Origin of the sequence: Pseudomonas sp. NY15181 (assembly GCF_048068055.1) — a bacterium.
Lineage (GTDB): Bacteria > Pseudomonadota > Gammaproteobacteria > Pseudomonadales > Pseudomonadaceae > Pseudomonas.
Genome location: NZ_JBLUPT010000004.1, coordinates 1 through 19,472, shown reverse-complemented (window position 1 = coordinate 19,472; position 19,472 = coordinate 1). Strand labels below are relative to the sequence as shown.

The window sequence follows — 19,472 nt, the reverse complement described above, 5'->3', positions numbered from 1 at the left end:
CTGGGGGCTATCCAGGAGGGACTGTTCTCGAATAGGGGCGCCAGAGGGATCTTCACCCAGCCGCTCAGGTCCGGCAGTTGTAGCCGCCAGACGCGTACGGGGATTTCGGAGTCGTCGATGGGATGCCGGGCTGCGCCAGCGGCCAGAACGGATCGCTGCCGAAGCATTTGCAGGGGGACATCATACCCCAGGTCGAGCACGCCGTTGATGGCTGAGGTTGTTGATCGCTGCGTAACAGTGCACCGAAGACGGGGTCGGAGGCTCGGCGCAGACCATAATCTCAGACAAATCTAAATGCAAATTATTATCAATAATTTGGCTTCTTGTGGCACAGTTCCTCCCTGCCGCGCGATGCGGCGGCCCCCTTTGAACGAGGACTTCTGCGATGACCATCCCAAGCCCGAAATCCCGTCCAGCCCCTGAGTTGTATCGCACCTGGCAGGCGCTGTGCGCTGAACAGCCGCGCTTGCGCGCCCGTGACGCTGCCCGGCGTCTGGGCGGGAGCGAGGCCGAGCTGACCGCCAGCCGGCTGTCGGTGGATGCCGTGCGCCTGCGTCCGGAGTGGTCCACCCTGCTGCCGGCGCTGGGGGAACTCGGGGAGGTCATGGCGCTGACCCGCAACGAGCACTGCGTGCACGAGCGCAAAGGGCCGTATCGCGAGGTCACGGTGTCGGCCAACGGGCAGATGGGCCTGGTGGTGTCCCCGGATATCGACCTGCGCCTGTTCCTGGGCGGCTGGCACAGTGCGTTCGCCATCAGTGAAGAGACCGGTCATGGCATCCAGCGCAGCCTCCAGGTGTTCGACCGCCAGGGCACGGCGGTGCACAAGGTGTTCCTGACCGACAAGAGCGCGGCATCTGCCTGGGCACCCTTGGTGAGACGCTTCCGCGCCGAGGAGCAGAGCGAGTGGCTGGACCTGGTCCAGGCGCCGCCCAAGGCCGTCGCGCTGGCCGACGGGTACATCGATGTGGCCGCACTGCAGGACGGCTGGGCCACGCTGAAGGACACCCACCACTTCTTCGCGCTGCTGAAGAAGCATGGGGTCGAGCGTGCCCAGGCCTTGCGTCTGGCCGGTCGTGAATGGGCCGAGCCGCTGGACACCACCGAGCTGCCGCGCCTGCTGGAGTCGGCGGGCGAGCGCTGCGTGCCGATCATGATCTTCGTTGGCAACGCCCATTGCATCCAGATCCACACCGGCACTGTGGATAACCTGAAATGGCTGGACGACTGGTTCAACATTCTCGATCCGCTGTTCAACCTGCACCTGAATACTTCCGGCGTGCGCGAGCTGTGGCGCGTGCGCAAGCCCAGCAGTGACGGTGTGATCACCAGTTGGGAAGCCTTCGATGCGGCGGGCGAGTTGGTGCTGCAGGTGTTCGGTGCGCGCAAGCCAGGCGTGCCCGAACTGCAGGAATGGCGCTCGCTCGCCGAATCCTTCCCGGCACGCTGAGGAGCGATCATGACGGTACGTCCTCTGTTGATCGGTCTCTTCGCCGGTCTGTGCCTGGTCGCCTCCAATCTGGCGGCGGAGAGCCTGACCCAGCGCTGGATCAGCGCCGGTGGGGCGCTGAGCGAATGGGTAGTGGCCCTGGGCGGTGAGTCCAGGCTGGTCGGCGTCGATACCACCAGCCTGCATCCGGCCAGTCTTCGGCGCCTGCCGAAGATTGGCTATCAGCGCCAGTTGTCCGCCGAAGGCGTTCTCGCGCTGAAGCCGGACCTGCTGCTCGGCAGCGATGAGATGGGGCCGCCGCCGGTACTGCAACAGCTGCGTGCCGCCGGAGTGCGGATCGAGATGCTCTCGGCAATGGCCGATGAACAGGTGCTGCGCGACAACCTGCTGCGCCTGGGCGAACTGCTCGGCACGCCGGAGCGGGCGAAAGACGCAGCGGCGGACTTCGATGCACGCATCGAAAACCAGGCCGCGTGGGTGAAAAAGGCACAGGCCACCCAGACTGCCCCAGGTGTCGTGCTGCTGCTCGGACATGCCGGCGGCAACCTGCTGGTGGCGGGGCAGGGTACCTCCGGCGACTGGCTGATCCGGCATTCCGGCGGTCACAACCTCGCCACGCACACGGGCTACAAGGCGCTTTCCACCGAGGCGCTGACTGCGCTCGATCCTCACGTGGTGGTCCTTGCCGATCGCAGCCTGGACGGCGACAAAGCCCGCGCCGCGCTACCCCGGCAGAACCCCGGCCTGATGGCGATCCGCGCGCTGCGTGAAGGGCGCGTGGTGATCCTCGATCCGACGCTCCTGGTCGGCGGTCTGGGACCGCGCATTCCAGATGGATTGGCCAGTCTCTCCCGAGCCTTTTATCCTTCCGCCCAGGCCCTGAACTCGGAAGGTCGTCCTTGACTCGGATCGTTGCTGCTCGACCACTGTTCCTGCTACTCGGTTTTCTTCTGCTGCTGGTTCTCTGGTTGTCGCTGGCCCTTGGGCCGGTGAGCCTGCCTTTGGGCGATACGTTGCGGGCACTGGCGCGCCTGCTCGGTCTGCCGGTTTCCGCCGACGGCCTGGGGCAGGCCGAGCTGATCGTCGGCCAGATACGTCTGCCGCGCACCCTGCTGGGCGTCGCCGCTGGCGGGGTGCTGGCGCTGGCTGGCGTGGCCATGCAGGGGCTGTTCCGCAATCCGCTGGCCGATCCCGGCCTGATTGGCGTTTCCAGCGGCGCGGCCCTGGGGGCGGCGATCGCCATCGTCTTCGGTGCGTCCATTGGTGGGTTGCCGGAAGCCTTCGCACCTTATCTGCTCTCCGCCAGCGCTTTCGCCGGTGGTCTGCTGGTGACGGCGCTGGTCTATCGCCTGGGGCGGCGCAATGGGCAGACCAGCGTGGCCACCATGCTGCTGGCAGGCATCGCGCTTACGGCGCTGGCCGGGGCGCTGATCGGGCTGTTCACTTACCTGGCCGACGACGCCACGCTGCGCACCCTGACCTTCTGGAACCTTGGCAGCCTGAACGGTGCCAGCTATCCCCGGTTGTGGCCGTTGCTGTCGATCACCCTGCTGGTGGCCTGCTGGCTGCCGCGCCGGGTGGATGCGCTGAATGCGCTGCTGCTGGGCGAGTCCGAGGCGCGCCACCTGGGCTTCGACGTCGAGCGCCTGAAGGTCGAGTTGATCCTCTGCACGGCGCTGGGCGTCGGGGCGGCGGTGGCGGCGGCCGGCATGATCGGCTTCATCGGCCTGGTGGTGCCGCATCTGTTGCGCCTGATCGTCGGCCCCGATCACCGCGTACTGCTGCCGGCATCCATGTTCGGCGGCGCCATCCTGCTGCTGCTCGCCGACCTGGTGGCGCGGCTGGCGCTGGCACCGGCGGAGCTGCCGATCGGTATCGTCACCGCGCTGATCGGTGCGCCGTTCTTCCTCTACCTGCTGATACGGGGGCGCTCCTGATGCTGACGGCAGATAACCTTCGGGTGAAGCGCGGCACGCAGACGGTGCTGCAGAACGTGAGTGTGACCATGCAGCCGGGGCAAGTGCTCGGCGTGCTGGGGCCGAACGGGGCGGGCAAGAGCACCTTGCTCGGGGCGCTTAACGGTGAGTTGCCGCTGTCCGGCGGTGCAGTGAGTCTCGATGGCCGTCCGCTGGAAGACTGGCAGGGCACCGAGCGCGCACGTCGTCTGGCGGTGTTGCCGCAATCGTCGACGCTAAATTTCGCTTTCACTGTCGAAGCGGTGGTCGGCTTCGGGCGCCTGCCCCACGACAGCGGCCGCCAGCGTGACCGCGAGATCGTCGCGGCGGCGTTGGAGGCGGCGGATGCAACCCATCTGGCCGGGCGCAATTACCTGGCGCTCTCCGGGGGCGAGCGCCAGCGCGTGCATCTGGCGCGTGTGTTGGCGCAACTCTGGCCGGGCAGCGGGGAGCAGGTGTTGTTGCTCGACGAGCCGACCTCGGCGCTCGATCCCCTCCACCAGCACACCACGCTGCAGGCGGTGCGCGAGTTCGCCAACCGCGGCGCGGCGGTACTGGTGATCCTGCATGACCTGAATCTGGCTGCGCGCTACTGTGATCGCCTGCTGTTGCTGCACCAGGGGCGGCCGCACCTGCAGGGAACGCCGGAGGAAGTGCTGTGCGCCGAACCCTTGCGTGCGGTGTTCGGGCTGGACGTGCTGGTCCAGCGGCATCCCGAACGCGGTCACCCGCTGATCATCGCCCGCTGAAGGGAGCCCACGTGAAGTACCTGCTGATTGCCGTGCTGGCGCTGCTGGGCGCCTGCCAGAGCCACACCTCCGCACCGCCGCTGCCGGCCTGGCAGAGTCCGGAGGGACGGAGCAGCGCCGAACTGGGCGTCATTCGTGACCTGCACAGCGGAGAGCAACTCACGCCACAGCAGTTGCTCGACCGGCTGGCCTCGGCGCCGCGGGTGCTGGTGGGCGAGCAGCACGACAATCCGGACCATCACGCCCTGGAACTCTGGCTGGCGCGCGCCCTCGCGGAGCGACGCCCGAGCGGCAGCGTGCTGATGGAGATGATCAATCCGAACCAGCAGTCGCGCGTTGCCGCCGCCCAGGCGGCAGCGGCCAGGGGCGAGGTGCCGACGGGTCTGCTGGGTGCACTGGCTTGGCAGCCGGGCTGGGACTGGTCGCTCTATGGTCCGCTGGTGACCTGGCTGGTGAAACAGCCGGCGCCTTTGCTGTCGGCCAACCTGGATCGCAGCGAGATCATGCGCATCTATGCCGAACAGCCGGTACTGGAAGGCGTGCGCTCCACCACAGGCACGGTGCGCAACAGCCTGTTGGATGACCTGCGTGAATCCCATTGCGGCCTGCTGCCGGCAGGCCAGTTGCCGGCGATGCTGGCGGTACAGCAACAGCGCGATCGGCGCATGGCGGAGCGTCTGAAGGCGGCGCCCGGGCCGGCGCTGATGATCGCCGGCGGCTTCCATGCGCGCCGTGACTTGGGCGTGCCGCTGCATCTGGAGGACCTGGGGGCGGGGCAGGGCCTGCAGGTGCTGATGCTGGCCGAGGTGGGGAAGACGGTTGCTCCGGCGCAGGCGGACTACGCCTGGTACACACCGGCGCTGCCGCCTACGGACTATTGCGCGACGTTACGCCAGTAACGCTGGCGAGCAACCATGGACGGGGCCGGGAGGCCCCGTTTTCATTGGCGCTGCGTTTATCTCGGGCAAAAAAAGACCCGGCAAAGTGCCGGGTCGAAACCGTGATTAGCCTGATGAGGAGATAATCTGAAGAGTCCGACTGCGTGGTCTCTCGAGCTTATCCAACTGGCCTCGCGGCCAGCGTGGTAATAATAACCATTATCAATTGGGAGTCAACGCTTTTTTCTTCCCGTGATCGATGGCCGGGCGCGTGCGGATCGTTGCCCCCGATACCAAAACGCAGGCAAAAAAAGACCCGGCAAAGTGCCGGGTCTAAAACCGTGATTAGCCTGATGAGGAGATAATCTGAAGAGTCCGACTACGTGGTCTCTTGAGCTTATCGTCTGGCCTCGCGACCAGATGAGTCAATAATAATCATTATCATTTGCAAGTCAACCTTCTTGCGCGAAGTTTTTTCGCGCCTGCGAAGGCAGCCTTTCCGAAAAACGAAAAGCCCGGCGCAGGGCCGGGCTTCTGGTTGGGGATGAGCCTCAGCCGGCCTGGCGTTGCACGCGCAGCTGGGTGACCTCCTTGTTCAGTAGGTCGATGCGCCGGGCCATGCCTTCGATCAGGCTGTGGGCGATGCGCGGATTGCTCTGCATCAGGCTGAGGAACTGGTCCTTGGGGATGATCATCACCGTGCAGGGCTCGCTGGCGATCACCGTGGCGCTGCGTTTCTCACGGGTGAACACCGCCATGGCGCCAAAGATCTCGTCCTTCTGCACGTCACCGACCTTCTGCCCGTCGACGAAGGCCTCGGCATGTCCCTCGATGATGATGAATACATGCTCGGCGTCGTCGCCCTGCTGGATCAGCTGTGCGCCGGCGGCGAAGTGCTGGAAGCCGGTGGCCGGGCGGATCTCCGGCTGCTTCAGGTGTGCCAGGGCGTCGGAGAGCAGGGCGGTATGGCCGATCAGGTAGTGCAGGAAGAGCTCCTGGCGGTGCTCGTCGTCATGGATATGGCGGAGCACTTCGCTGCGCGAATAGGGGATCAGGCACAGCGGCTCTTCGGTGATGTAGCGGCAGGGCGGCAGGTCGATTCCCTGGCGCAGGCCGATCAGGTCGCCTTCCTGCAGATAAAACAGCGGGCGCTCGTCCACCAGGGCATGGACCAGGCCATTCTCGATGAGGAACAGGTGCTTGTCGGGCAGCTCGGCCTCGAGATCGTCGGAGCGTTCAAGGCGGATCGGTTCGCCGCAGGGCGCCAGGCCAGCGAGCAGTTGCACCGGTATTCCCTGCAGGCGGTTGATCAGCTCATCGGCATAGGCAGGTTGTTCACCGAGTAGGTACATGGCCGTAATTCCTTGAATGGCGGCAGTCGAGGGCGCACGAAGGGCCCTGAGACCATAAGCGGACAGGTACTTTAGCGTAAAGATTTTCCCACAGAGCTTGTGAGCTAGCTCTTGTTCCTCATGGGGAAAGTCTCAAGCTCGCCCAGTAGGGCGGCTTTATGGGACGGTGGAAGGTCATTCCAGTGCACGTCGAGCAGGGCCCCTTCGATGGCATACAGCAGCACCTTCGAAGCACGGAAACCACGGGCCCTGACCGCCCGGTAAGCGCCAACGGCGCCCAGCCGGCGAAGGTCGGAGGCACTGTGGATACCTACGGCATGCAGCCACTGGGCGGAGGTCTTGCCAAGATTCTTCAGGTGCAGCAGTTCGTCGTTCATCGTCGGTCCTTGCGATGCGGCACGATCAGGCATTGGGTTCAGGGCCGTGAGCTGCTCATAGCGGCCGGATATACACAAGGCAAGTGTAGCGTGGCTTTGTGATATCGCCCTGCGCGAGCGGCAAGGCGGGAGAGAGCGTGGAGGCGCGGGCCGGAACCGCCTTCCTGGCGGTCCGGCCGCTGGGGTCAGAGCCCCGGGAGGCGTTGGCGGATGCTGGCGACCAGGGCGTCCAGGCTGGCGGCATCCGGGGTGTCGACGCGCTTGCTGTGCTGCTGCTCTTCGTCGCTGAGTGGCTCGCGGGCGGCCTGCTGGGCCTGGACGGTCGCCAGGGTGGCGTCCGACGGGTCGTTGCCTTCGCTCTGGCGCTGGGCGAGCCAGCCGGCGATGACGCTTTCCGGCGCGTGGCAGTCGAGGATGAGGAAGGGCACGCCGGTTTCCTCGGCCATCTTCCAGGCGGCCGCACGCTGGTCGCGCTTGAGGAAGGTGGCGTCCAGTACCACCGGGTAGCCGGCACGCAGGATATCCGCCGCCAGGGTGTTCAGGCGTTGATAGGTCGCCAGCGTCGCATCGGCGGAATAGATGCCGCTCTGATGCTGGCCGCGTTGCTCGGCGCTTTGCTCGCCGAACAGACGCTTGCGTTCGACGTCGGAGCGCAGGCGGATGGCGCCCAGGGCTTCCACCAGACGCAAGGCCACCTGGCTCTTGCCGACGGCGGACACGCCGAGGGTCACGGCGAGGAAGCGCGAGGGGATGGCGCTGTAGCTTTCCGCCAGGTTGGCGTAGTTGCGGTACTGGCGCAGGGTCGCGGCCTTCTGCACGGCGTCGGTCTGGTGCGCCAGGCTGAACAGCGCGATCTTGGCGCGAACCAGGGCGCGATAGGCCTTGTAGAAATTCAGCAGCTCCAGCGACTGGTAATCGCCGGTGTATTCCAGGTACTGGCTGACGAAACGCCGCGACAGGCACTTCAGGCCGCGGTCTTCCAGGTCCATGGCGAGGAATGCGTAGTCGGCGGTGACGTCGGTGAAGCGGAACGGCTCGTTGAACTCGATGCAGTCGAACAGCACCACCTTGTCGTCGATGATGGCGGCGTTGCCCAGGTGGATGTCGCCGTGGCATTCGCGGATGAAGCCGTTGGCCTTGCGCGACTCGAACACGCCGTGCAGGCGCTCGAAGCTGGACTCGGCCCAGGCTTCCAGGGCGTCGAGTTGCAGCAGGTCAGCCTTGTCCGAAAGCATCGGGCGGATCTGCTCGAAGTTCTGCCGAACCGGGGCCATGCAGGCGTCCGGGGTGCCCAGCGGGTGTTCGGCCGGAACCTGCGGGGTGCGCAGGTGGAACTCGGCGATCTGCCGGGCCAGGCCGTCGATGTGCCCGGCGCTGAGCTCGCCGCGGGCCTGCACTTCGCTGAGCAGCTGGGATTGCGGGAATTCACGGCACTGGATCATGTACTCGATGGCCGGGCCTTCGCCGCCCAGGCGCGGGGCGCTCTCGCTGCCGGTGATCGGCAGCACGTCGAGGTACAGGCCTTCGGTGAGGCGCTGGTTGAGGCGCAGCTCTTCGTCGCAGAAGTGCTTGCGCGCGGCCAGGTCGGTGAAGTCGAGGAAGCCGAAGTTGACGGGCTTCTTGATCTTGTAGACGTAGGAGCCGGTGAGCAGGACCCAGGAAATGTGGGTTTCGATGACCCGGAAGCTTTCGACCGGATGAGGGTAGAGCGCCGGGTTCTGCAGCGCAGCGATCAGAGTCTGGCTCACGTTATGTCCTTGTCTGTCTATTTTCGAGAGGCAGGCATTATGGCGGCTGGGTCCAGTGGTGCAAACCCGCGAGGCAACCAATCCGTCGCGCGGAGGTCGAAGCACGGCAGTCCTGGCGCCACCCCGCGCCGGTGCCTTGCAAGAACCCGGATACCGTCTGGCACGGTGTCTGTCCCCTGTGGATAAAGTACGTATAATGCGCCGCCATGACGCGTCCCCGATCTTCCAAATCCCGTAAAAAAAGCAGCAAATCGTCGCCTGCCATGCGCAAGTGGCTGGGCTGGGCTTTCAAGCTCGGCTTGGTCGGCATCGTGGTGCTGGCCGGTTTTGCCGTGTATCTCGATGCGGTTGTCCAGGAGAAGTTCTCCGGCAAGCGCTGGACCATTCCCGCCAAGGTGTATGCCCGCCCGCTGGAGCTGTTCGTCGGCCTGAAACTGGGCAAGGACGACTTCCTGCGCGAGCTGGATGCGCTGGGTTATCGTCGCGAAAGCGCGGTGAACGGTCCGGGCGCCGCCGCCGTTTCCGGCAACTCCGTCGACCTCAATACCCGCGGCTTCCAGTTCTATGAAGGTGCCGAGCCCGCCCAGCGGATTCGCGTCAGCTTCTCCGGCAACTCTGTCGCCGGGCTGAGCGGTGCCAATGGCGCCGATCTCGCCGTGGCGCGCATGGAGCCGCTGCTGATCGGCGGCCTGTATCCGGCGCACAACGAAGACCGCATCCTGATCAAGCTCGACCAGGTGCCGCCGTACCTGATCGATACCCTGGTGGCGGTGGAAGACCGCGACTTCTGGTCCCACCACGGGGTTTCGATCAAGTCGATCGCCCGTGCCGTCTGGGTCAACGCCAGCGCCGGGCAACTGCGCCAGGGCGGCAGTACCCTGACCCAGCAGTTGGTGAAGAACTTCTTCCTGACCAACGAACGCAGCCTGTCGCGCAAGCTCACCGAAGCCATGATGGCGGTGCTGCTGGAGTTGCATTACGACAAGCGCGAAATCCTCGAGAGCTACCTGAACGAGGTGTTCCTCGGTCAGGACGGCCAGCGCTCGGTGAACGGCTTCGGCCTCGCCAGCCAGTACTTCTTCAGCCAGCCGCTGTCGGAGCTGAAGCTGCCGCAGGTCGCGCTGCTGGTCGGCATGGTGAAGGGGCCTTCCTATTACAACCCGCGCCGTAACCCGGAGCGCGCGCTGGAACGTCGCAACGTGGTGCTCGACGTGCTCGCCGAGCAGGGCGTGATCACCGCAGCGGAGGCCGCCGCCGCCAAGCAGGCGCCGCTGGGCGTGACCCAGCAGGGCAGCATGGCCAACGGCAACTACCCGGCCTTCCTCGACCTGGTGAAGCGTCAGCTGCGCGAAGACTATCGGGATGAAGACCTGACCGAAGAAGGTCTGCGCATCTTCACCAGCTTCGACCCCATCCTGCAGATGAAAGCCGAGTCCGCCGTCAGCGAGACCTTCAAGCGCCTCGACGGGCGCAAGGGGGTCGCCGAGACCGAGACCGCGATGGTGGTGACCAACCCGGAAACCGGTGAAATCCAGGCGCTGATCGGCAGTCGCGACCCGCGCTTCGCCGGCTTCAACCGCGCCATCGATGCGAAGCGGCCGATCGGGTCGCTGGTCAAGCCGGCGGTCTACCTGACCGCGCTGGAGCGGCCGAGCCAATACACGCTGACCAGCTACATCCAGGACGAGCCATTCCAGGTGAAGGGCAAGGACGGGCAGGTCTGGAAGCCGCAGAACTATGACCATCAGTCGCGCGGCACCATCTTCCTCTACCAGGGGCTGGCCAACTCGCTGAACCTGTCCACGGCCAAGCTTGGTCTGGACCTGGGTGTGCCGAACGTGCTGAAGACCCTGGAGCGCCTGGGCGTTTCGACGGACTGGCCGGCCTTCCCGTCGATGCTGCTGGGCGCCGGTGCGTTGAGCCCGATGCAGGTGGCGACCATGTACCAGACCATCGCCAGCGGCGGCTTCAACACCCCGCTGCGCAGCATTCGCAGTGTGCTGGCGTCGGACGGCCAACCGCTCAAGCGTTATCCGTTCCAGGTCCAGCAGCGCTTCGATCCGGGCGCCATCTATCTGGTGCAGAACGCCATGCAGCGCGTGATGCGCGAGGGTACCGCACGCTCGGTCTACAACCAGCTGCCGGCCTCGCTGACCCTGGCCGGCAAGACCGGCACCACCAACGATTCCCGCGACAGCTGGTTCTCCGGCTTCGGCCAGGACCTGCTGGCGGTGGTCTGGATCGGTCGCGACGACAACGGCAAGACGCCGCTGACCGGCGCCACCGGTGCACTGCAGATCTGGACCAGCTTCATGCGCAAGGCCGATCCGCTGCCATTGGATATGCCGATGCCGGATAATGTGGTGCAGGCCTGGGTTGATCCACGCACCGGGCAGGGCACAGACGCCAACTGCCCCGGCGCGGTGCAGATGCCTTATATTCGAGGAAGCGAACCGGCCGCTGGCGCCGGTTGCGGAATCCAGGCTCCGGCCAATGAAGTCATGGACTGGGTGCGTGGCTGGCTGAACTGATGCGAGAGGTTTGGAAGTGAGAAAAGCTTGGTTTGCGGCGTCGGCGACTCTGGCGCTTCTGTCCGGTTGTGCGACCCCGCAGCACGGTGCGATCCCCGTGCAGGACTCCGGCACCACCGTCTCCAACTCGGAGCGCGTGAACCGTAGCGGTGGCAACTACAAGGCGCCGGTTTCCGCCAGCGCCGGCCAGAGCATTCCCCAGGGCGACTCCGGTGTCACCGTGATGGTTCCGAAGGATGCGGGCGCCGCACCGATCCAGACCTTCCCGGCGCAGACCGGCGCGGCACCGATCAGTACCTCACCGATGACGACCGCACCGGGCAGTACCGGCTCGACCTATTCGCAGCAGCCGATCTCCACCAGCGGTGGCATCACCTCGAACGGTGGCTTCCAGTCGCAGACCTACCAGCAGCCGGCCTACCAGACCCAACCTGCGGCGCCGTCCACCCAGGGCAGCACCTACAACCAGGGCGGTGCCTACAAGGGGCCGTCGGGCATTCCTTCGAGCAACGCGGGCCTGTCTGCTGACGAGCAGCTCGATGGTCCGGTGCTGGCGCTGCTGACCACCGCCTCGCAACAGCAGGGCGGCGGTGATCTCAATGGCGCCGCCGCCAGTCTGGAACGCGCCCAGCGTATCGCCCCGCGCGAGCCGCAGGTGCTCTACAAGCTGGCCCAGGTCCGCCTGGCCCAGGGCGACGCCGCGCAGGCCGAACAGGTGGCGCGTCGTGGTCTGTCGCTGTCCGGCGGCCGTCCGACCTTGCAGGCCAGCCTGTGGGACCTGATCGGCAAGTGCCGCGATCAGCAGGGTGACGCCGCTGGCGCCGCCGAAGCCCGGCAGAAAGCCAAGGTAACCCTGTGATGGATGAGCGACTGCCGGCGATAGCGGATCTGCTGCTGCTGATCGAGCAGGAGATGCGGGCCATTGGCCTGTGGGGAAGTGAGAGCCCGTCGCCTGAAAAGCTCTCCAGTCACGAGCCGTTCTGCGTGGATACGCTGGCGCTGGAGGAGTGGCTGCAGTGGATATTCCTGCCGCGGATGAAGCAGATCGTCGAAAGCGGGGCTGATCTGCCCTCCGCATCCGGCATCCGCGAGATTGCCGAGGAGGCGTACGCCACCGAAGGGGCTCGCGTAAAGCGGCTGCTGGAAGCTCTTGGCGAGTTCGATCGACTGATCTCTGCGGGGCGCTGAGCGCTCCCGCGCTGTCTCAGTTGCAGTTTGTCTGGATGGCTTTTTCGTTCTCGCCGATGCGCGCCTGGCGCTCTTCTTCGGTGATGCGGCGGTATTCGCCGTTCTCTTCCTTCACGCGAACGCGTGGATTGTTCTTCAGCTGAGCCAGGTTCTCCCTCGCCTGGCTGCAATTCTGTGCGCGCGCGGCATCTTGCTGGGCGACGTCCTGCTTCACCTTGTCGTCCACGGCTTTCTGCTTGTCATCCGCGCTGGGAGGGACCACCGGCTTGGGCGGGGGCAGCGGGAAGTTCGACTTGGGTGGGGCCGTGTTGGTGTTGACGGCCGAGGCTTTGATGCCTTCCGGCGGCTGCGCGCCGAAGTGCGTGACACCCTGAGCGTCCACCCATTTGTAGACCTGCGCGGCCATCACGGTCGGGGCCAGAGCGAGCAGCAGGCTGCCCATGAAAATCGTCCGTCGCATGAGTTGTCGATCCTTGGGAGTACGGAGTCTGTCGATAACTATAACCAAATCGCCAGCTTATTCATCCGGAGAAGTTCACATCCCGGCTTCATCCAAAAGCTATATATGGCTTGACTTGCCCCTCCTGAATCAGAAGAATCCAAGGTTCGCTGCAGTGGGCCGGCCGCAAGCTGGTTTTACTCGGCAGACAAGAGGTGCTACCCGCGCCGCAAAGTTTCACCCTGTTTCGCGTTACCTCGCGCTGGGTGGAGGCTCTCCGTAACACAAACAGGAGTGCCTCCAGGTTCTGCTCAATCGGCAGTCGACGTAGCCGGCGATTACATTCGCCCATGTCTGCCGGGCAGCCATCCAAGTCGGTCCCCCACGTCGGGGGTTTCCGTATATAGCGTTCTAGAGGTGACAACGTGGAGCTTTTATCCGGCGCTGAAATGGTCGTCCGCTCGCTGCGTGACGAAGGCGTTAAGTACATCTACGGGTACCCGGGCGGTGCCCTCCTGCATATCTACGACGCTCTCTTCAAAGAGAACGAAGTAACCCACATCCTGGTTCGCCACGAGCAGGCCGCCACTCACATGGCCGACGGCTATGCGCGCGCCACCGGCAAGGCTGGTGTGGTGCTGGTGACCTCCGGTCCCGGCGCGACCAATGCCGTTACCGGCATCGCCACCGCCTACATGGACTCCATCCCGATGGTGGTGATCTCCGGCCAGGTGTCGAGCAACATGGTCGGTACCGACGCGTTCCAGGAGACCGACATGGTCGGTATTTCCCGTCCGATCGTGAAGCACAGCTTCATCATCAAGCACCCGTCGGAAATCCCTGAGGTCATCAAGAAGGCCTTCTATATCGCCCAGTCCGGCCGCCCCGGTCCGGTGGTGATCGATATTCCGAAGGACATGGGCGATCCGACCCAGAAGTTCGAATACAACTACCCGAAGAAGGTCAAGCTGCGCTCCTACAGTCCGGCGGTCCGTGGCCACTCCGGCCAGATCCGCAAGGCCGCCGAGATGATGCTGGCCGCCAAGCGCCCGATCATCTACGCCGGTGGTGGCGTGATCATGGGCAATGCCTCCGAGCCGCTGACCGAAGTGGCGCGCATGCTCAACGTGCCGGTGACCAATACCCTGATGGGACTGGGTGGCTACCCGGGCACCGACCGCCAGTTCGTCGGCATGCTCGGCATGCACGGCAGCTACACCGCGAACCTGGCGATGCACCACGCTGACGTGATCTTCGCCGTCGGTGCGCGCTTCGACGACCGCGTGATCAACGGTGAAACCGCCGCCAAGTTCTGCCCGAACGCCAAGGTCATCCATGTCGATATCGACCCGGCCTCGATCTCCAAGACCGTCAAGGCCGACATCCCGATCGTCGGCCCGGTGGACAGCGTCCTGACCGAAATGGTCGCGATCCTCAAGGAAATCGGCGAGACCCCGAACAAGGACGCCCAGGCTGCCTGGTGGAAGCAGATCGAGGAATGGCGCGGCACCCGCGGCCTGTTCCCGTACAACATGGGCGACGGCAGCATCATCAAGCCGCAGACCGTGATCGAGACCCTCTGCGAGGTCACCCATGGCGACGCCTACGTGGCCTCCGACGTGGGTCAGCACCAGATGTTCGCGGCGCAGTACTACCGCTTCAACAAGCCCAATCGCTGGATCAACTCCGGTGGCCTGGGCACCATGGGCTTCGGCTTCCCGGCCGCCATGGGCGTGAAACTGAACTTCCCTGACGCCGATGTCGCCTGCGTGACCGGTGAAGGCAGCATCCAGATGAACATCCAGGAGCTGTCCACCTGCCTGCAGTACGACCTGCCGGTGAAGATCATCAACCTGAACAACGGTGCGCTGGGCATGGTCCGCCAATGGCAGGACATGCAGTACAACAGCCGCTACTCGCACTCCTACATGGAATCGCTGCCGGACTTCGTCAAGCTGGCCGAGGCCTATGGCCACGTCGGCATGCGCATCACCGACCTGAAGGACCTGAAGCCGATGATGGAAGAGGCCTTCGCGATGAAGAATCGCCTGGTCTTCCTCGACATCCAGGTTGATACCAGCGAGCACGTCTACCCGATGCAGATCCGCGGCGGTGCGATGCGCGACATGTGGCTGAGCAAGACGGAGCGTACCTGATCATGCGACACATCATTTCCCTGCTGCTGGAAAACGAACCCGGCGCGCTTTCCCGCGTCGTCGGCCTGTTCTCCCAGCGCAACTACAACATCGAAAGCCTGACCGTCGCCCCAACCGAGGACCCGACGCTGTCGCGCCTGACCCTGACCACCGCTGGTCAGGATGAGGTCATCGAGCAGATCACCAAGAACCTCAACAAGCTCATCGAGGTGGTAAAACTGGTGAACCTCTCGGAGAGCGCGCACATCGAGCGCGAACTGATGCTGGTGAAAGTGAAGGCCACCGGCGCCCAGCGCGCCGAGGTCAAGCGCACCACCGACATCTTCCGCGGGCAGATCGTCGACGTCACCAGCAGCGTCTACACCGTGCAGCTGGCCGGCACCAGCGACAAGCTGGACAGCTTCATCCAGGCCATCGGCACCGCGTCGATCCTCGAAGTCGTCCGCAGTGGCGTCACCGGCATTGCCCGTGGCGACAAGACTCTCAGCATCTGATTTGAAATACGGCCCACGAGGCCAACTGACAGGGGAATTCCCAAATGCGCGTTTTCTACGATAAAGACTGTGACCTCTCCATCATCCAGGGCAAGAAAGTTGCCATCATCGGTTACGGTTCCCAGGGCCACGCCCACGCCTGCAACCTGAAAGACTCCGGCGTCGACGTCACCGTCGGCCTGCGTGCGGGTTCTTCCTCCGTTGCCAAGGCTCAGAACCACGGCCTGAAAGTCGCCGAAGTGGCCGAAGCCGTTGCCGCTGCCGACCTGGTCATGATCCTGACCCCGGACGAGTTCCAGGGCCGCCTGTACAAGGACGAGATCGAGCCGAACCTGAAGAAGGGTGCCACCCTGGCCTTCGCTCACGGCTTCTCCATCCACTACAACCAGGTCGTTCCGCGCGCTGACCTCGACGTGATCATGATCGCGCCGAAGGCCCCGGGCCACACCGTACGCTCCGAGTTCGTCAAGGGCGGCGGCATCCCTGACCTGATCGCCATCTACCAGGACGCTTCGGGCAATGCCAAGAACGTCGCCCTGTCCTACGCCTGCGGCGTTGGCGGCGGCCGTACCGGCATCATCGAAACCACCTTCAAGGACGAGACCGAAACCGACCTGTTCGGCGAGCAGGCTGTTCTGTGCGGCGGTTGCGTCGAGCTGGTGAAAGCTGGCTTCGAAACCCTGGTCGAAGCCGGTTACGCTCCGGAAATGGCCTACTTCGAGTGCCTGCACGAGCTGAAGCTGATCGTTGACCTCATGTTCGAAGGCGGCATCGCCAACATGAACTACTCGATCTCGAACAACGCCGAATACGGCGAGTACGTGACCGGTCCGGAAGTGATCAACGCCGAATCCCGTGCTGCCATGCGCAACGCTCTGAAGCGCATCCAGAACGGCGAATACGCCAAGATGTTCATCTCCGAAGGCGCCACCAACTACCCGTCGATGACCGCCTACCGCCGCAACAACGCTGCCCACGGCATCGAAGTTGTTGGCGAGAAGCTGCGTGCCATGATGCCGTGGATCGCTGCCAACAAGATCGTCGACAAGACCAAGAACTAAGGTCCTTTCGACAAACGAAGAAACGCGGCGCTTGCCGCGTTTTTTCGTTCTGGGGCAGTGATCTGGTATAAAGCGGGGGCGCCGGGTCCGTCAGCGCAGTAGCGTGCCCCGGCGAATCTCAGCCTCAACGAGTTCTCAAGGAATCGTCCATGAGTGAAGGTCACGAGGAGCCGAACAAGGCTTCCGACACCGAAGAAAGTCTGCTGCCCATCGATGAACACATCGAAGAGGGCCACGACGCCGAAGGCCGCAAGGTCCGCCATCGCGGCATCTACCTGCTGCCCAACCTGTTCACCACCGCGGCACTGTTCACCGGCCTGTACGCCATCATCAATGCGATGAGCGGTGACTTCTCCAATGCCGCCATCGCCATCTTCGTCGCCATGGTGCTCGATGGTCTCGACGGCCGTGTGGCCCGCCTGACCAACACCCAGAGCGCATTCGGCGCCGAGTACGACTCGCTGTCCGACATGGTCGCCTTCGGTGTTGCACCGGCTCTGGTCGCCTTCGAGTGGGCGCTGAGCAGCCTGGGCAAGGTCGGCTGGATGGTCGCCTTCATCTATGTGGCTGGCGCCGCGCTACGTCTGGCGCGCTTCAACACCCAGGTGGGCAAGGCCGACAAGCGCTACTTCATCGGTCTGGCCAGCCCGGCCGCCGCGGCTCTGGTCGCCGGTACGGTGTGGGCGTTCGCGGACTTCGATGTTCAGGGTGCCAAGGTATCCCTGCTGGTCGCGCTGATGGTCGCTGCCGCCGGCATGCTGATGGTCAGCAACATCAAGTACTACAGCTTCAAGGACCTCGACCTGCGCGGCCGCGTGCCGTTCGTGGCGATCCTGGTCGTAGTGCTGGCGTTCGCCGTGGTCTTCACCGACCCGCCGCGCATCCTGCTGCTGCTGTTCCTTGCATACGCCGCTTCCGGTCCGGTGCAATACTTGCTTCAGTTGCGCCGTCGCAAGCAGCCGCCCGCCGTGTAATTTCCAGCGGGCCCCGCAGTCTACTGGCGCATACAGCCAGTCGTTGCGGAGCCCGCCATGCTGATCAAGTCGTCCCGCCTTTCCGATTGTCACGAATCGGAAGTCACGCCCGAATCCCTCTACTTCTCCCGTCGCCAGTTCATGTCCGGTGCGATAGCGGCTGCCGCGCTGTCCGGATTGCCTCGTTTGAGCTTTGCCGAGGAAGGACGTTACGCCGATGTCGAGGCGGTGCAGTCTCCCGCCTGGCTGAGTGAGAAGCTTGCCGCCACCCGTTGGGATGCCGTCACGGTGAAGAATGAGGCGATCACGCCCTTCAAGGACGCGACGAACTACAACAACTTCTATGAGTTCGGCCCGGATAAGGGCGATCCCGCCGCCAATGCCGGTGCACTGAAGACCGAGCCCTGGTCGGTGGTGATCGATGGCGAGGTGAACAAGCCCGGCAAGTACGCGTTGGAAGATTTCATCAAGCCATACCAGCTGGAAGAGCGCATCTATAGATTGCGCTGCGTCGAGGCCTGGTCGATGGTCATCCCCTGGATCGGCTTCCCGATCTCCGAACTGATCAAGCGGGTCGAACCGACCGGCAATGCCAGGTTCATGCGCTTCGAGACCCTGGTGGACCGTCAGGACATGCCAGGCGTGCAGTCCAACTTCGCCCTGATCGACTGGCCGTACGTCGAAGGGCTGCGCATGGATGAGGCCATGCATCCCCTGGCCATTCTTGCAGTCGGTATGTATGGCCGGGTGCTGGCCAACCAGAATGGCGCGCCGCTGCGGTTGATCGTGCCTTGGAAATACGGCTTCAAAGGGGCTAAATCCATTGTGCGCATCAGCTTCGTCGAAGAGCAGCCGAAGACCACCTGGCAGGGCCTCGCTCCCGACGAATATGGCTTCTACGCCAACGTCAATCCGACTGTCGACCACCCGCGCTGGACTCAGGCGCACGAGCGGCGCCTGCCCAGCGGACTATTCAGCCCCAATGTTCGTCCCACCCTCATGTTCAACGGCTATGCCGATGAGGTGGCCTCGCTCTACGCGGGCATGGACCTGAGGAAGGAATACTGATGCGCAACCCGTTGTGGCGCAGTGGCGTGTTCGTCGCTGCTTTGTTGCCGCCGCTCTATTGGCTGTACCAGGCGTGGGTCTTCGCTCTTGGGCCGGACCCGGGCAAGGCACTGGTCGACCGGCTGGGGCAGGGCGGGTTGATCCTGCTGTTGATCACCCTGTCGATGACGCCGCTGCAGAAACTCACCCGCTGGAATGGTTGGATACAGGTACGACGGCAGCTGGGCTTGTGGTGCTTCACCTATATAGTGCTGCACCTGAGCGCCTATGCTGTCTTCATTCTCGGCCTGGACTGGGCGCAGTTGGGCGTCGAGCTGCGCAAGCGCCCCTACATCTTCGTCGGGGCGACTGCCTTCCTCGGCCTATTGGCCATGGCGGTGACGTCCAATCGCTACAGCATGCGCAAGCTGGGGGCTGGCTGGAAGAAGCTGCACCGCCTGGTATATGTCATCCTCGCCCTGGGGCTCCTGCATATGCTGTGGGTCGTGCGTTCCGACCTGGAGCGCTGGGCGATATATGCCACTATCGGATGTTTCCTGATGCTCTTGCGGCTACCCCCAGTGGCGCGTCAGTTGCCCTTGCTCCGCAGCCGATTCGTACCCAACTGAGAATTCTCACGGAAATGTGTTGACGGGCCTTTCTAAGTCCCTATAATGCGCACCACTCCCAGCGACGAAGCGCTGAAAGAGCTTGAAAATCAAGCACTTACAAAGGTTCGAAGTTGAGAGTGGTGGTCCGGCAGGTGAATCGCTTGCCACTTTCCCTTTGCTGCTCCGGCGGTGAGTCGAAAAGAAGATCATCGAGGTGCTTGACAGTGAGTTTGATCGCTGTAGAATGCGCCTCCCGCTGGTGGGAAGGCTTCCTTCTCCGAGGCGCAAGCGGTTGAGTAGAAAAGAAAATTTTCGAAAACAACGCTTGACAAGATGAGGTGCTGCTGTAGAATGCGCGCCTCGGTTGAGACGAAAGAATCAACCAACTGCTCTTTAACAAGTCGAATCAAGCAATTCGTGTGGGTGCTTGTGATGTAAGACTGATGATCGACTGATTATCAG

18 protein-coding genes are annotated in these 19,472 nt (G+C 63.9%); 14 read left to right on the top strand and 4 right to left on the bottom strand.

The window, feature by feature from the left end; all coding sequences use genetic code 11:
• Positions 1-385 precede the first annotated feature (385 nt).
• The 5 genes from ACNFBT_RS11860 to ACNFBT_RS11840 are packed head-to-tail and all read left to right on the top strand — an operon-like array spanning position 386 to position 5,053.
• A complete protein-coding gene (locus ACNFBT_RS11860) occupies positions 386-1,450 on the top strand; it encodes a hemin-degrading factor (RefSeq protein ID WP_416749498.1) in 1,065 nt (354 codons plus the stop codon).
• A 9-nt stretch (positions 1,451-1,459) separates the two neighbouring features.
• Entirely contained in the window at positions 1,460-2,353 is an 894-nt protein-coding gene (locus ACNFBT_RS11855; protein ID WP_416749496.1) for a heme/hemin ABC transporter substrate-binding protein, read from the top strand.
• 50 nt (positions 2,354-2,403) lie between these two features.
• A complete protein-coding gene (locus ACNFBT_RS11850; protein WP_416750098.1) occupies positions 2,404-3,387 on the top strand; it encodes a FecCD family ABC transporter permease in 984 nt (327 codons plus the stop codon).
• On the top strand, positions 3,387-4,154 hold the full coding sequence (locus ACNFBT_RS11845; RefSeq protein WP_416749494.1) for a heme ABC transporter ATP-binding protein: 768 nt from the start codon (positions 3,387-3,389) through the stop codon (positions 4,152-4,154). Before ACNFBT_RS11850 ends, ACNFBT_RS11845 begins: the two co-directional genes overlap by 1 nt.
• 11 nt (positions 4,155-4,165) lie before the next feature.
• Positions 4,166-5,053 (top strand): ChaN family lipoprotein, encoded by an 888-nt coding sequence (locus ACNFBT_RS11840; RefSeq protein ID WP_416749492.1) that lies wholly within the window; start codon positions 4,166-4,168, stop codon positions 5,051-5,053.
• 530 nt (positions 5,054-5,583) lie between these two features.
• On the opposite strand, the gene ACNFBT_RS11835 is transcribed toward ACNFBT_RS11840, so the two are convergent.
• The 3 genes from ACNFBT_RS11835 to ACNFBT_RS11825 form a co-directional block, all read right to left on the bottom strand.
• Positions 5,584-6,384, bottom strand: coding sequence for a cyclic nucleotide-binding domain-containing protein (locus ACNFBT_RS11835; protein WP_416749490.1), 801 nt, complete (start codon positions 6,382-6,384; stop codon positions 5,584-5,586).
• Between the two features lie 104 nt (positions 6,385-6,488).
• A complete protein-coding gene (locus ACNFBT_RS11830) occupies positions 6,489-6,761 on the bottom strand; it encodes a TfoX/Sxy family protein (RefSeq protein WP_152226099.1) in 273 nt (90 codons plus the stop codon).
• Positions 6,762-6,946: 185 nt separating this feature from the next.
• Entirely contained in the window at positions 6,947-8,509 is a 1,563-nt protein-coding gene (locus ACNFBT_RS11825) for an AAA family ATPase (RefSeq protein ID WP_416749488.1), read from the bottom strand.
• A 206-nt stretch (positions 8,510-8,715) separates the two neighbouring features.
• Between ACNFBT_RS11825 and mrcB the strand changes: the two genes are divergently transcribed.
• Genes mrcB through ACNFBT_RS11810 form a run of 3 tightly spaced genes read left to right on the top strand, consistent with a single transcriptional unit; the run spans position 8,716 to position 12,228 of the window.
• Positions 8,716-11,040, top strand: a complete 2,325-nt coding sequence (gene mrcB / locus ACNFBT_RS11820; protein WP_416749486.1) for a penicillin-binding protein 1B — start codon at positions 8,716-8,718, stop codon at positions 11,038-11,040.
• 16 nt (positions 11,041-11,056) lie between these two features.
• Positions 11,057-11,899, top strand: a complete 843-nt coding sequence (locus tag ACNFBT_RS11815; protein WP_416749484.1) for a tetratricopeptide repeat protein — start codon at positions 11,057-11,059, stop codon at positions 11,897-11,899.
• Positions 11,899-12,228: a YqcC family protein gene (locus ACNFBT_RS11810; protein ID WP_416749482.1), complete on the top strand. Its 330-nt coding sequence runs from the start codon at positions 11,899-11,901 to the stop codon at positions 12,226-12,228. Before ACNFBT_RS11815 ends, ACNFBT_RS11810 begins: the two co-directional genes overlap by 1 nt.
• A gap of 16 nt (positions 12,229-12,244) precedes the next feature.
• On the opposite strand, the gene ACNFBT_RS11805 is transcribed toward ACNFBT_RS11810, so the two are convergent.
• A complete protein-coding gene (locus ACNFBT_RS11805) occupies positions 12,245-12,688 on the bottom strand; it encodes a DUF4124 domain-containing protein (RefSeq protein ID WP_416749480.1) in 444 nt (147 codons plus the stop codon).
• 404 nt (positions 12,689-13,092) lie between these two features.
• Between ACNFBT_RS11805 and ACNFBT_RS11800 the strand changes: the two genes are divergently transcribed.
• From ACNFBT_RS11800 to msrQ, 6 genes are all read left to right on the top strand, one after another.
• Positions 13,093-14,823 carry an acetolactate synthase 3 large subunit gene (locus tag ACNFBT_RS11800; RefSeq protein ID WP_416749478.1) on the top strand — a complete coding sequence of 577 codons (1,731 nt, stop codon included), beginning with the start codon at positions 13,093-13,095 and terminating at the stop codon, positions 14,821-14,823.
• A gap of 2 nt (positions 14,824-14,825) precedes the next feature.
• Positions 14,826-15,317 carry an acetolactate synthase small subunit gene (ilvN, locus tag ACNFBT_RS11795; RefSeq protein ID WP_017516326.1) on the top strand — a complete coding sequence of 164 codons (492 nt, stop codon included), beginning with the start codon at positions 14,826-14,828 and terminating at the stop codon, positions 15,315-15,317.
• A 44-nt stretch (positions 15,318-15,361) separates the two neighbouring features.
• Positions 15,362-16,378, top strand: coding sequence for a ketol-acid reductoisomerase (gene ilvC / locus ACNFBT_RS11790; RefSeq protein WP_275608675.1), 1,017 nt, complete (start codon positions 15,362-15,364; stop codon positions 16,376-16,378).
• Positions 16,379-16,527: 149 nt separating this feature from the next.
• Positions 16,528-17,352 carry a CDP-diacylglycerol--serine O-phosphatidyltransferase gene (gene pssA / locus ACNFBT_RS11785; RefSeq protein WP_015478888.1) on the top strand — a complete coding sequence of 275 codons (825 nt, stop codon included), beginning with the start codon at positions 16,528-16,530 and terminating at the stop codon, positions 17,350-17,352.
• A gap of 57 nt (positions 17,353-17,409) precedes the next feature.
• Positions 17,410-18,420: a protein-methionine-sulfoxide reductase catalytic subunit MsrP gene (gene msrP, locus ACNFBT_RS11780; protein WP_416749475.1), complete on the top strand. Its 1,011-nt coding sequence runs from the start codon at positions 17,410-17,412 to the stop codon at positions 18,418-18,420.
• Positions 18,420-19,028 carry a protein-methionine-sulfoxide reductase heme-binding subunit MsrQ gene (gene msrQ, locus ACNFBT_RS11775; RefSeq protein WP_416749473.1) on the top strand — a complete coding sequence of 203 codons (609 nt, stop codon included), beginning with the start codon at positions 18,420-18,422 and terminating at the stop codon, positions 19,026-19,028. Before msrP ends, msrQ begins: the two co-directional genes overlap by 1 nt.
• The last annotated feature ends 444 nt before the right edge of the window (positions 19,029-19,472 follow it).

Coding starts and splice junctions, on each gene's coding strand:
- ACNFBT_RS11810 (WP_416749482.1), top strand. CDS start 11,899: ATGGATGAGCGACTGCCGGCGATAGCGGATCTGCTGCTGCTGATCGAG.
- ACNFBT_RS11860 (WP_416749498.1), top strand. CDS start 386: ATGACCATCCCAAGCCCGAAATCCCGTCCAGCCCCTGAGTTGTATCGC.
- ACNFBT_RS11830 (WP_152226099.1), bottom strand. CDS start 6,761: ATGAACGACGAACTGCTGCACCTGAAGAATCTTGGCAAGACCTCCGCC.
- msrP (WP_416749475.1), top strand. CDS start 17,410: ATGCTGATCAAGTCGTCCCGCCTTTCCGATTGTCACGAATCGGAAGTC.
- ilvC (WP_275608675.1), top strand. CDS start 15,362: ATGCGCGTTTTCTACGATAAAGACTGTGACCTCTCCATCATCCAGGGC.
- mrcB (WP_416749486.1), top strand. CDS start 8,716: ATGACGCGTCCCCGATCTTCCAAATCCCGTAAAAAAAGCAGCAAATCG.
- ACNFBT_RS11805 (WP_416749480.1), bottom strand. CDS start 12,688: ATGCGACGGACGATTTTCATGGGCAGCCTGCTGCTCGCTCTGGCCCCG.
- msrQ (WP_416749473.1), top strand. CDS start 18,420: ATGCGCAACCCGTTGTGGCGCAGTGGCGTGTTCGTCGCTGCTTTGTTG.
- pssA (WP_015478888.1), top strand. CDS start 16,528: ATGAGTGAAGGTCACGAGGAGCCGAACAAGGCTTCCGACACCGAAGAA.
- ilvN (WP_017516326.1), top strand. CDS start 14,826: ATGCGACACATCATTTCCCTGCTGCTGGAAAACGAACCCGGCGCGCTT.
- ACNFBT_RS11845 (WP_416749494.1), top strand. CDS start 3,387: ATGCTGACGGCAGATAACCTTCGGGTGAAGCGCGGCACGCAGACGGTG.
- ACNFBT_RS11835 (WP_416749490.1), bottom strand. CDS start 6,384: ATGTACCTACTCGGTGAACAACCTGCCTATGCCGATGAGCTGATCAAC.
- ACNFBT_RS11855 (WP_416749496.1), top strand. CDS start 1,460: ATGACGGTACGTCCTCTGTTGATCGGTCTCTTCGCCGGTCTGTGCCTG.